The sequence below is a fragment of the Streptomyces sp. YJ-C3 genome, assembly GCF_053891275.1.
The window spans coordinates 4,447,914-4,459,777 of the sequence record NZ_CM132685.1 but is presented as its reverse complement, the minus strand read 5'-3'; the positions used below and the strand labels follow the sequence as shown (position 1 = coordinate 4,459,777).

Below are 11,864 nucleotides of genomic sequence, written 5' to 3'. Positions count from 1 at the left end.
GAGGAGCGCGACCATACGAAGACTCAGGACAATTGCACCTCACGGGCATCTTCCTATGGTTCGTGCGCTGGCAAGCGATCCGAAGTACGACGAGGCGGCAGTGCTCCGAAACGATCGCTGTGCGTGTCTCACGTAACACCGCAGGGATGCGCTTGCTCTCACGCAGTGCACCGCCGGCACCGCTCCGTTCGCAGATCACCTCGCTGCGCTCAATGGAGACACCACCAGTCACAGCACCAAACTGTGCGGATCCGCCGTCTGTCCCGTGGCCGCCGGGCCGGCAGGGCGGTGGAAACCCTGAGGAGGACGAAGTCACCCACCTCAGCTTCACGACCTGAAGCGCATACTCCTGGAACTCGGCGACGACGGCCGGATGGCGCTCCAGCACCAACGGCCTTCAGCCAGGCGCCACATCGAAGTCGTACGAAGACTCCCGCACACAAACCCTGGCTCGGGTCCGACGGGTGACCCGGCACGAGAAGCCCATGGAACCTTCGTGACAAGATGCGTCAGGTGACGCACGGCATACAGACCCACGGGGAAGCACTCGTCGCCGCCGCGCAGGCGGGTGACTGGAAGTCGGCCCGGCAACACAGCGACTTCTTCGTGCTCAGCCACCTGGTGGACCAAGGCATTCCCTACTGGGAGCGGGCAGTGGCGGCGGGCGATCCGTTCGCGCACTACACCCTCGCCCGGTACCGGAAGATCCGCGGGGACCGCGCGGCCGCGGAGGCCCTCTACCGGGCCGCGGCGGACCGCGATTCCGGATGCGCCCACGGGCTCGGGGTGCTGCTCCGGGAGAACGGCGACCCGGAGGCCGCCGAGTGGTTCCGGCACGGTTGGGAGAACGGCCGCCACCTGGACTGCAAGGTCGAGCTCGGCAAGCTGCTGGCCGCCGACGGCCACCCCGGTGAAGCCGCACGGTTCCTCATGAGCGACGTCGAGATCGGCGACATCGCCGTGTTCCGCTGGGCACAGCTCTTCGAGACGGTCCGCGCGACGTTCGACCAAGTCGCCGCGGACCTCGACGTGGCGGAGGACGACAGCGACGGGGACGCCGCCGCGGCAGCCGTACGCGCTCTCGTTGACCTGCAAAACCAGTTCGTGGACTACCACGGCCTGACCATCGAGGCGGCGCACCTCTACGGCCGGGCTTCAACGCTCAGTGCAGCCGCCCGCGTGGACCACGCCCTGTTCCTGGTCGAGACATTCGGCGAGGCGTCCTGGGCCGAGTCGGTCGGCCTGTTGGTCAGCGCCCATGAGGAAGGAGTCGCCGAGGCCACCTACGTACTCGGGGCTGTCCACGCGGAGCGCGGCGACCTCGCCGAGGCCGAGGGCTGGTACGACATCGCCGCGGGCGCCGGCGACCGGGACGCGCAGTGGAACCTCGCCGTACTGCTCAAACGCCAACAGCGTTACGACGAGGCAGAGGTGTGGTTGCACCGGCTCGGGACGAACGTGCAGAAGGCCGTCACGTTGCTGGACACGATCGCGGCGCTGCGCGACGCGGGCCCGGTGGACCCCGGCGAGGACCTGCACCGGCTGCCCGCAATCCGGGCGCGGGCCGAGGCGGGTGACGCCGAGGCCTCGTACACATACGGGAAGATCCTGCGTGACGGGGCCAAGGCGTCGTACCGCTACATGATCCGCTGGATCGAGCCCGCCGCGCTGGCCGGTGATCCGGACGCTGCATACGACCTGGCGGACCTGTACAGCGCGCTGCGCAGGCCGACGCTGCGTGACCATTGGCACCGTAAGGCGGCCGAGGCGGGGCACCCTCGCGCGTGCCGGCGCATGGGGTGGCTCTCCGAGTTCCACCACGACTACCAGGAGGCCGAACGCTGGTACGTCCGCGCGGCCGCCGATGGCTCGTACCTGCACACCATGCTCGTGGGCAAGCTAAAGGCGCAACGCGGCGCCTACGCGGAGGCCGAGCCCTTCCTGCGCAGCGTCTGGGAGGGCTGTGACGAGGACACCCTTCAGTGGGTGGAGGCTGCCGGCTACTACGGACTGGCCCTCTCGCGCCTAGGCCGCCCGAAGGAGGCACAAACGCCGCTGCGGGAGGCCGCCGAGCGCTGGGACGAGGAGGTGCTCACCCGCTACGACGTGGACGACCTGGAGGTCCGGTCGCGAATGGTTCGCCCGGCGAAGGAACTCGCCGAGGTGGAGGTCCTGTTGGCGGAGCCTCGCGCCTGATCGCCGTACGGCGGCGGGTGACTGGACTGTCTGTGGGGCGCTGGCCCTGTATCGGTCCTCTATGCAGGCTACCCGGGGCACTTCTGTGGCAGAAGCAGCCGGACAGCGATGGTCGTTGAGGACCCACCCGAGGGGCTGAGAGACGCGGTCGGCGGCCGGCCGATGTGACGTCAAGATGCTGTCGGTGAGTCCCGATACTGAGCCTTATCCAACCTCTGCTGAGTGTGGCTCGGTTGGAGAGGATGGCCCCACCAGCGCGAATCTGGCCAACGGCGGGAACCGTGTCGGAGGCAGTGGCTGCTCAGTGGCTGAGCAGCCAGCCGATTCTGTCGAAGGCGAGGACCTGGTAGCCGACCATGATCGCAAGGAGCCAGCGTGCCGCGCGGCGCAGGTCGGCGAGGTAGAGCGCAGCCACCGCACCGAAGAAGACGGCGAGCTCGAGGAGTAGGCGCAATGGTCCGGGGGTGTGGATATCGCTCTCGCCCTTGGACGGGTCATCCGGCACGGTGAAGGAACCCCACGCCCAGCCCACAGCGACGGGCAGCGCGACGACCATCAGCCAGCGCCATGGAGAGGGGACTTTGCGCCAGCTCCAGACGGCCAGGCAGAGCAGCGAGACCAGCTCAAGTAGGAAGCGGATCGCAAGCATGGCGTCGTTGTTGGCGAACGCCAGCGTGACGTTCACCCGGCCGCCTCTGTCCGTGACTCAATCAGCATGTCGTCGCCCCCTGTTGTTGCCGGCCCGTGCGTGCTGCCCAGTCGTGGGTCAGGTCACCTCGGGTGGATTGGCGCATCGTTCCCCATCCGGGAAGCCTCCACAAGGGCCAGCGATCTGAACTCGGGGGGGGGGGGGGGGGGGGAGGGCGGACCATTGACTTGCCAGACCACCAACGTTGCCCTCCCTGTAGAAGAGCCGCACCCACCTCAGTTCGTGCAGGTCAGGTGCAGGGTGAGGACGGTTTGGACGAGGACGAATGCCTTGATGGCATCGGTCTTCATCGTCTCGGCGAGGGTTGGGGCGTGAGCGGCCAGGACTTCGACGGCCTCGGCGATGTAGCGGTAGGCGGTGGTGGTGGGCGCGGACACACGCTCGCGCAGGTCCTGGGCGGTCCGTGACACGTTGGGGAATCTGTTCACCATCACCCAGAACCCAACGAACTCGCGCAGATGCGAGGTCTCGAAATGTAGATCCGGGATGCGGTTCTCGGCATCCCCGGCGTACGACTAGCGGCCACCGCCGCGCACTCGAGAAACGCCTGTCCGGGCTGTACCGCTGGAGATCCTCCGCGGGCGGCCGCGACCGACTGCCTCGCCACGTCTCGGTCGTCGACGCCGCACTGTCTCTCGGGCCCGGTGCCACATGGTGGGAGAACGGCGTCAAGGCAGCACAACTGACACAGCCCGTGGCGCTGCCCCTGAGTGCCGTACTGGTCTGGACCCAACAACTGCGGGGCGAGAGCCTCACCAGCACCCTGCACGACCGCCTCGGCCTTCCCGACGTGGCTCTCCAGTTCCTTCTCTGGCAGGTCGGCTACGCCGCCGCGGGACTGGTCCTGGGAGCGCTCTGGCAGCAACTCCCCGGTCGCCACGGCCCCATGAAGGCATTCGTCCTCACACTCGCCTACGCCGTCCCTGCCGGACTCTTCTCGCTGGGCAACTGGGCCCTGGGAGAGGAACAGGCGGGACTGGCGCTGGCCCTCACCGCCATGCTCCTGATCCTCACCGTGACCAGCATTCTCATGGACCTTGAGACCTTCCGCGACGAACGCCACTACTGGCGAAGCCGATTCGCGCTACTGCTCTCCGTCTACCAGATGCGCTTCGTGTCCATTCAACTCGCCTGGCTCCTGGCGCAGGCGGCGGCCATCGCGACGATCTGGCAGTTCTTCGCCGAGACCGGAGGATCACCCCCGTCGATCGTTCCCTGCTAGACCCTGTCCGCCCGATCATGTTCCTCTGCGCCCTGATCGCACCCGCGGTCGCGCCCGTGTCATTCAGCCGCAGAGCCGGTGATGGCGCGCAGCCGTCACCCACTTACCTTGTCTTTTGACCTGTGTCCGCTGGGTCTGCGGGTGCCTCTCCCGTAGGGCACGTTTTCTGATCACGCGGAAGGGGAGAGCTGTTCGCGCACCCATGCGGGATCGGGGTTGGTGTGTGGCTGGCCCGCCACGACGACGGTCGGCACGGTCTCGTTGCCGTCGTTGGCTGCTCTCACCGCTGCGGCTCCTGCCGGCTCGCGCCAGATGTTGACCCAGTGCAAGTGGCGGGCACTACGGCCCAGCCGGATGCGCAGTCGTATGCAGTACTTGCAGCCCGGCCGCCAGAAGACGACGGGTCGGCCGTCTAGTGCGCTGCGGCGTTGTGCCTCCTGCGCGCCGATCGACTTCGGGAAGATCAGTGGTGAGTTGATGCCGGCGAGCGCCAGGAATGCCAGCAGGAGTGCTGCGGCTGTGGCGGGGCTTCCGGTGAAGATCTGCCCAGTCGCGACGGCTGAGCCGCTGAGCACAAGCAGTGTCGGCAGAATCCAAGCGCGCATCATGGTGATGCAGGCTATCGATGAGTCGCAACACTCCTCGAACTAGGCTCCTCGCCTGGGTGTTCGCCGGACGCTGAGGCGGCCTTTGTCTGATCATGTGCTCCGTCCTGCCACGTCTATGGCCGTAGTGGACGGTCCTCGGACCAGTTCGAGCCCGGCCGGCCGTACTCGTTCGTCGCCGCTCTGGAAACGGGCCGGACGTCCTGGTGTCAACTGCTGGACGCCGTGGGCCTTGGCCGGTCGAGAAGGTCACCGCCGCACAGGTCCGCCGGGTGGGCGTCGATCTGATCGAGATGGGCCGCTGGCACCCGTGACCGGGACACCTGGTCGTGTTCGACTCTGGCTACGACGCCCCACGCATGGCCCACCTCATGGCCAGGGTGTCGGGTGAGGGCTTCGGACGGATGCGCACGCACCGGGTGATGCGCAAGCGCCGCCTGGTTCCCTGGTGCTCCCGGCGCAGTCCGGGCGGCCGTCGAAGCACGGCGAGGAGTTCCGCTTCGACAAGGAGGAAACCTGGGGTGATCCGGAGGCGGCCGCGGTGCAGGCCCCTGACCGGCACGGAACCGCCCACGCGATTGCCTGGGACCGCATCCACCCTTACCTGACCGCCCGCTTCGCGTGGGTCGACCACACCGGCGAACTCCCCATCATCGAAGGCACGTTGATCTGCCCCAGGTCGACCGATTCCCGGCGGCGGAGACCCGCTGCCGCCTGGCCGTGGTCGTCGGCCACCGGCCTGAGCGGCGACGACGTCGACGTGCGCTGGTAGGTGTTCCTGCGGTGATTCGACCTGGAACACACCTTCCGGCTGATGAAGCAGACCCAGGGCTGGATCCGGCCCAAAATCCACGCCCCCGAGGCCGGAGACCACCGGACGTGGCCCGTGATCGCCGCCCGCACCCAGGTCTGGCTCACCCGCGGAGCCCGTGGTGGATCTCCGCCACCCTGGGATGGGCCGGCCGAGACCACACGGCTCACAGGCGGCCCACCCGTGTCCGCCGGGGGTTTCGGAACCTCCGCCCGCACCTCCACTGTCCGGCCCGTGCCGAACCCTCAACGCCCGGACCATGAAGGCCACTTTGTTACAGCAATCACCGCCCCATGACCCGCTATGACGTCGGAAAAACGACCAGGCGACCCGAGAGCATCATCGGGCGCGACAGCCGCAGAGGCTAAAAGACAAGGTGGGAGTCTGTCTGCTAACTGCGCTTGCGCTAGTGCTGCTCCCACTGGTCGGCGGCTTTGGCGACACTGTGAAGACGCATACGTCACCGGTCAGTTCGACGCCGTCGCCTTCCGTATCGATGCCGGCTCATGAGTGGTGGCCCTGTACCGTTCATGGTGGGTCTCCCATCACTGTGATGGGAGACCCACCATGCCCCCCGTCCGGAGCGAACCCGGCTGGTCATGCTCGGGTTTGCCGTCATTGGTCTGCGCCCCGCGTGGTCGAGGCTTGCGACATGTTCCGTGGAATCAGCTTCGGCGAATGCCGACACCGGGCGCCGGCGTCTATTCCTGAATGTACATCCAGGACGAGCAGTTGACGGGCGTGGTGTCGGAGGCGCCATCCACGGTGCAGGCCCGCGCCCTGTAGGAAATTCCCGTGTAGAGATTTCCGTCAGTCTTCTTGGCGACGGTGCTCGCACCCTTGCCGTTGTACCAGGTGCCGTCCGTCCACAGGGCCCACCCGCCGGCAACCCCTACCTCTATGTAGGCCCGTACGCCGTGGCCGTCGGAATAGTAGTCCCACAGCTCCCAGTCATCGCCGTCGTCGAGGAACAGCAGTCCGCCGACCTGCTTGTTGTTTACGACGATATTGGTGTTCTGGTTGGAGGCAAAAGCCGGACTGCTGCTGACGCCCACCACGAGGGCAGGAACGGCCCCTCGGTCTCGGGCCGACGGCAGCAAGCAGTGCTGCAGGTTCCGGCATCGCACACACATGCCGCTCGTCGGTGTGAGAGGCGTCTGCCTGACGGTTGGCATGGCGGCGTCGGTCTGACGAAGTCCGGCAGCGGACTCCACTCTCGTTCTCGGCAGATGACGAACCCGTCAGGCCTCGCCCTGATCCCACTTACTGCAGCTCAGCTTTGTCGAGCCTTCGTAGACGCAAGCACGGATCTGGACCGTGGTGCCTTCCGTGTAGTTGTGCACCACGGTTTTTTCATCGCCGAACCCACCGGTGGCTTCCACCTTCCAGTCGTAGCGTTCGCCGGTTTCGGCTGCCCCAGCATCCACCTGCAGTACCGCGCGATGGCCGTCCGGACAGATGTCCTCGACCCAGAACTTGTCGCCTTCGTTCCAAAAGCGGCCGGCGGCCGCCGAGTGATCAGGGTTGTCGCAGTCCGAGTGATATGCCGTGACGTATCCGGCGTCCTGTCCTGCCATCGCCGTCCCTGCGCCTATCGACAGTGCCGCAACGCAAGAAGTCACGACAGTGGCCGTTCTGCGGAATCTCATGGACGGTTTCCCTCTCTTGGAGCGATCTTTACTAATCTCGGCTCGCGATGATGTAGGAGATCCGCACGACTGGCAACGTGACGCCCTTACACATTCAGGTCAGTAGCCCCCGGCCTTGGGATATCTCAGGTAGCCAGGAATAGAGTGTCCTGCGACAGCCGTCACCGCCCGACGTAACCCGCAGAACTCAAGATTTTTAGTCGTACCACTTAACCCATAGCGCCTGGGAGTCAAAGGTTTCGATCCGGAACTCGGCGCGATTGTTATCCCCGTCGACATAATTTCCGATGTCCCGGACGGTCCAGCAGCCGCTTCCCTTGACTGCCAGTACGTAGTCGTCGTCGGTGGTGTCGTTCTCCCAGAGTTCGTATTCCTCGGTCTTGGTGGTGTCGGAGATGATGCAGAATTTTACGTCTCCGCCGGAGGAGAGAGCGGAGGGCGACGTCGCCCAGCGGTTATCGAATTTACCGAAGTCTGTAGTGCCTATGTAATCCCAACCTGCGCTGGCCTGGGCGGGTGTGGCGACGAGAAGTAGGCTAGTTGCAGCGGTGACTGCCAGCGTCAATTTCGTTGCCAAATTGTGCGGCTTCATTTCGCTTCCCTGCATTCACTGCTGCGGGTGAGGGATTGTGATGTTCTTCGTGCGGCGGGTCGTGAGCCGTCGGGTTGTACAACGTCATGAGCGAGCGCTCTCTGCTGAAGTCTTGGGGCTGCTGTGAGGCTTGTTGCCGCAGGAGAAGCATGCCGCGTTGCCCTTGCAAGATTCCTGCAGGAGGCTTGCAATGCGATCGCCTTGGGCTGGGTGGCGAGTTCCGCTACGTGCAGTCGCTGCCGCCATGGCTTCTTCTGCTGCCCTGCAGGGGGACGCAGTGGGCGCCGCCGGGTCATGCCGGGTTCGCCAAGGCTCGGGTGCCCGTGCAGGGTTGACCGTGCGGAGCAGCGGGACGATGTGCCGTCCCGCACGGTCAACACGACCCGTGGGACGCTGGCGTGGCAGCACCAAGACTGTTGCGGCAGCGATCCGGTAGAGCGGTGTCAGTCCTGTTCGTCGCTGTGGCGGGCGGTGGTCAGGATGGTGTGGGCGCGGTGTTCGGTGGGGCGTAGGTGGAGTTCCTTGGCCGCTTCCAGGGCGGCTTGTGCTTGTTCCGCGGCGGCCTGGGTGTGTCCCTGCGCGTAGCGCACCTGGGCGAGGCCGATGCGGGCGTTTGCTTCTTGGTGGCGGAAACCGGAGCGGGTGGTGATCTCCAGTGCCTCCTCCAGGTACGCCGACGCTTGGGACAACTCGCCGCTGAGGCGGAGCAGTTCGCCCAGGGTGGTCAGGTAGTCGCTCAAGGCGCTTGGGTCGGCGCTCTCGCGGGCGTAGGCCAGCGCCTGTTCGGCGAGGGGGCGGGCGAGGTCGAGGCGGCCGGTGTCGCGGTGAATGCGTGCCAGGACGTCGCGGGCGTCGGCTTCGTTGCGGCGCTCACGGTGTTCTTGGGACAGCCGCAGGGCCTGGGTGCCGTCGGCCAGCGCCGCCTCGTAATCCCCCCGGCCGTGGTGGGCGATGGCCCGGTTGACCAGGGGGCTGACGGTCTCCAGCAGTTGCCCGTGCCGCAGAGAGAGCTCGATCGCCTCGCTCGTGTGCGTGATCGCTTGTTCCCATTCGCCGAGGTGGGCGTGGATCAGTCCCATGACGTCGAGCGCGATGCCCAGCATCACTGGGCGGTCGAGGTCGTGGAGCAGCGTCAGGGCGCGCTGCTGCCATTCTCCTGCCTGGCGCATCTGGCCGCGGCGCCCGAAGTAGACGGACAGGTTCCCCAAGGCGGCCGCCTCGCCAGGAACGTTGCCGGAGCTCTGGTAGCCCTCCAAGGCGCCAAAAAGGTGTTCCAGGTTGTGTCCTTGGTCCTCGCTGTGATGGCCCAGCACACCAAGGCTTTGCAGCATGGCCGCCTGTGCCAGCTTTTCGCCGGCGGCCTCGGCGGCCTGCAAGCCGGCGGTGGCCATCGTCTTCCATTCGACCCGGTGGTGCCGGTAGTAGAGGTACATGCGCAGCTGGTCGGTGAGCTGCCAGGCGATGTGGTGCGGGCCCGTCGCGGCTGCGCGGGTGACCTGGGCGACCAGGTTTGCGAGTTCCTGGTCCAGCCACTCCAGAGCCTCCTGTCGGTCGGTGAACCGGTCGGAGGTGGCGCGCTGGCGGGGCAGCTGCGCGGCGCCGGTGTATTCGAAGGCCGTGGCGGCGTCGACGGTGGCGAGATACCAGTCGCACAGCCGGTGCCACGCTTGCTCTGCGTCCGGTTGGGCTGCGGCGTGCTCGGCCGCGTACAGGCGCAGCAGGTCGTGGAACTGGTACCGGTCGGCCGCGGTGCGCTGCAGAAGGTTCGCGGCGGCGAGCACGTCCAGCAGGTCCTCGGCCACGGCCGGCTGTGCCCCGAGCAGTGCCGCGGCTGCCTCGGCGCAGAAGTCGGGCCCGGGGTGCAGGCCTAGCAGGGCGAACAGCCTAGCCGTGGCAGGCTCGAGCTCTGCGTGGGAGTGGTCGAAGGCGGTACGGATCGCACTGTGGCGGTCGCCGGCGATGGACAGCTTGGCCAGGCGTCCGTCGTGGGCCAGTTCGGTGGTGTAGGCCTTCAGTGACCGTCCGGGACGGGCTGCGAGATTGGCGGCGGCGATCCGCAAAGCCAGCGGCAGCCGGGCGCACTGGTCGGCCAGCTGCCCGGCCGCCTCCGGCTCGGCGGCCACCCGCCGCTCGCCGAGCATGCCGGACAGCAGGGTGTGTGCCTCGCCTGGATCGAGCACCTGCAGCCGCAACGTGTGTGCGGCATGGCTGACGCCGAGGCCGCGTAGCTCGGGCCGGCTGGTGATCAGCACGCCCGCCCCCGCAGTGCTGGGCAGTAGGGGTCGGACCTGCTCGGCGTCCCCGGCGTCGTCGAGGACCAGCAGCACCCGGCGATCGGCCAGCCGGGCGCGGAAAAGAGCCGCTTGGTCGTCCAACGTCTGAGGGATTGCGGCCGCATCCAGTCCTGAGGCGCGCAGCAGTACCGCCAGTACCTCGGACGGATCGCGGGGCCGGTCACGGGCGCCCAGCAGCCGCACGTACCACTGTCCGTCCGGGAAGAGCGGCCGCAGCCGGTGACCGAGATGCACCGCCAGTGCGGTCTTGCCGACGCCGGGCGAGCCGGTGATGACGACGGGCGCGACGAGCGCGCCTTGTGCCGCTGCTGTCAGCAGCTCCTCCAGGCGCCGGATCGCTTGGGGGCGGCCCACGAAACCCGGTACGGGGGCCGGGAGTTGAAACTGCACGATCCACTCCGGCCTCGGGCCGCCCTGCGCGGCCCCCCTAGCCGGACCGCATTGGGTCGCGGGCGGGTTCAGCTGAGGGTCGTCCCGCAGGATGGCCTGGTGCAACTGCCGGAGTGCGGAGGCGGGGTCAACGCCGAACTCCTGGGCCAGACTGCGCCGGAACGACTCATAGTGGTCGAGCGCTTCGGCCTGTCGACCGGAGCGGAACAGCACGGTCATGAGTTGAGCGGCCAGCCGCTCATCCCATGGATGCTCGGCGGAAAGGTCACGCAGCTCCTTTGCCAGGCCGTCCGCCTCGCTCGCAGCCAGACGGTGGTCGATCCGGTCCAGCATCGCGTCCAACCGCTCCTGCACCAGGCGGGCGCGCACTGCTTCGGCCCAGTTGCCGGCCAGGCCAGCCAGTGGCTCCCCGTGCCACAGCCCCAACGCCTCGTTCCAGATTCGCTCCGCCTCGGCGCCGCTGCCGGCGGCGCGGGCCTTTAGGGTCAGGCCCCGGAAGCAATGCAGATCGATGTCGTCGGCACGGGCCGTGAGCACGTAGCCGTCGGCCCGGCGAAGTATCCCCGCCGCGTTGTCGTCCTGCTGGCGCAGAGAACGGCGCAACCGTGCGATGTAGCTGTGCAGAGTGCTCCGTGCGGTGGGAGGCGGAGAGTGTCCCCATACGCACTGGATCAGATGATCGGTGGAGAGTGTTTTCCCGGGGGCCAAGAGGAGCGCGGCCAGGACACACCGTTGCTTGGGCGAGCCGAGGGATATCAGGTGGCCGCCGTGCGATGCCGCGACGGGGCCCAGGAGTTGGAACTTCACCTGCTCTCACCAGCCCGTCGGCGAGCAGCCGGCACTGCGCGTTGCCGACATCGCGGGGCCGAGGCCATAGCGGTGCGGGAGGCAAGCCTTGTCAGTGCTGTTGGTGCAGTGAACGCGACGTCGTGTCGGCGGTCGCGGCCGGTGATCTGGTGAAGCATCGCGCCAACCTAACGCGGTGCTGACCTTGCAACCAAGGGCATATCGCCTCGTCCCAGGAGACGCGTGCCCGGTGCCCATGCCGCTGGGCACGGCAGCCGATAGCTAGCCCCATGAGGCCGGTGTCCTAGTCCTGCCCGGCAGCGCGGGCCTGTGGGAATACGCCCAGGCATCCTTGCGCGCGCTGGCGGCCCGGTTCGAGGTGAATGTCTCGACGATTCGTAGCTATCTGGTGCGCTGGAGCATCGCACGGCGACCCAAAGGCACCTGTGTGTCACGGAGCGATCAGGGCGGGGGCGGGGCGCAGGCGGCCAGCCGGGGGCATGGCGTCCTGGAGTGGATGAAGCGACCCTGTGCCGAGTGCGGGAGACGGCCACCCGCACCCGGTTCCGCCATCGTCCGCAGGGAACTCCCCTCACCACAGGGGTCCTTG

Annotated in this window: 8 protein-coding genes and 2 pseudogenes; 3 read left to right on the top strand and 7 right to left on the bottom strand. The window is 67.3% G+C overall.

Annotated elements, in window-relative coordinates:
• Positions 1–513 precede the first annotated feature (513 nt).
• Positions 514–2,196 carry a sel1 repeat family protein gene (locus ACVHNB_RS19975; protein WP_456228800.1) on the top strand — a complete coding sequence of 561 codons (1,683 nt, stop codon included), beginning with the start codon at positions 514–516 and terminating at the stop codon, positions 2,194–2,196.
• 301 nt (positions 2,197–2,497) lie between these two features.
• Here ACVHNB_RS19975 and ACVHNB_RS19970 read toward each other — a convergent pair whose 3' ends face one another.
• On the bottom strand, positions 2,498–2,881 hold the full coding sequence (locus ACVHNB_RS19970) for a YrdB family protein (RefSeq protein WP_456228799.1): 384 nt from the start codon (positions 2,879–2,881) through the stop codon (positions 2,498–2,500).
• 266 nt (positions 2,882–3,147) lie between these two features.
• Positions 3,148–3,270: pseudogene (locus ACVHNB_RS19965) on the bottom strand (IS5/IS1182 family transposase); the annotation flags it as partial.
• Positions 3,271–3,308: 38 nt separating this feature from the next.
• Here ACVHNB_RS19965 and ACVHNB_RS19960 point away from each other — a divergent pair.
• Positions 3,309–4,127 carry a DUF6185 family protein gene (locus tag ACVHNB_RS19960; RefSeq protein ID WP_456228798.1) on the top strand — a complete coding sequence of 273 codons (819 nt, stop codon included), beginning with the start codon at positions 3,309–3,311 and terminating at the stop codon, positions 4,125–4,127.
• Positions 4,128–4,297: 170 nt separating this feature from the next.
• Here the strand turns inward: ACVHNB_RS19960 and ACVHNB_RS19955 are convergent, their stop codons facing one another.
• Entirely contained in the window at positions 4,298–4,735 is a 438-nt protein-coding gene (locus tag ACVHNB_RS19955; RefSeq protein ID WP_428957386.1) for a glutaredoxin domain-containing protein, read from the bottom strand.
• Positions 4,736–4,840: 105 nt separating this feature from the next.
• Here ACVHNB_RS19955 and ACVHNB_RS19950 point away from each other — a divergent pair.
• A pseudogene (locus tag ACVHNB_RS19950) lies at positions 4,841–5,911 on the top strand (transposase); the annotation flags it as partial.
• A gap of 333 nt (positions 5,912–6,244) precedes the next feature.
• On the opposite strand, the gene ACVHNB_RS19945 reads toward ACVHNB_RS19950, so the two are convergent.
• The 4 genes from ACVHNB_RS19945 to ACVHNB_RS19930 all read right to left on the bottom strand — a co-directional run bounded on the left by ACVHNB_RS19945 (position 6,245) and on the right by ACVHNB_RS19930 (position 11,275).
• Entirely contained in the window at positions 6,245–6,601 is a 357-nt protein-coding gene (locus tag ACVHNB_RS19945) for a hypothetical protein (RefSeq protein ID WP_428957387.1), read from the bottom strand.
• Between the two features lie 183 nt (positions 6,602–6,784).
• Positions 6,785–7,120 carry a hypothetical protein gene (locus ACVHNB_RS19940; protein ID WP_428957388.1) on the bottom strand — a complete coding sequence of 112 codons (336 nt, stop codon included), beginning with the start codon at positions 7,118–7,120 and terminating at the stop codon, positions 6,785–6,787.
• 268 nt (positions 7,121–7,388) lie between these two features.
• The gene (locus ACVHNB_RS19935) at positions 7,389–7,784 is read right to left on the bottom strand and encodes a hypothetical protein (RefSeq protein ID WP_456228797.1); all 396 of its coding nucleotides are present in this window, start codon (positions 7,782–7,784) and stop codon (positions 7,389–7,391) included.
• Between the two features lie 443 nt (positions 7,785–8,227).
• Positions 8,228–11,275 (bottom strand): AfsR/SARP family transcriptional regulator, encoded by a 3,048-nt coding sequence (locus ACVHNB_RS19930; RefSeq protein ID WP_456228796.1) that lies wholly within the window; start codon positions 11,273–11,275, stop codon positions 8,228–8,230.
• Positions 11,276–11,864 lie beyond the last annotated feature (589 nt).

Bases quoted from the DNA above. Each gene is read 5' to 3' on its own strand.
- ACVHNB_RS19935 (WP_456228797.1), bottom strand. From the start codon at position 7,784: ATGAAGCCGCACAATTTGGCAACGAAATTGACGCTGGCAGTCACCGCT.
- ACVHNB_RS19955 (WP_428957386.1), bottom strand. From the start codon at position 4,735: ATGATGCGCGCTTGGATTCTGCCGACACTGCTTGTGCTCAGCGGCTCA.
- ACVHNB_RS19940 (WP_428957388.1), bottom strand. From the start codon at position 7,120: ATGGCAGGACAGGACGCCGGATACGTCACGGCATATCACTCGGACTGC.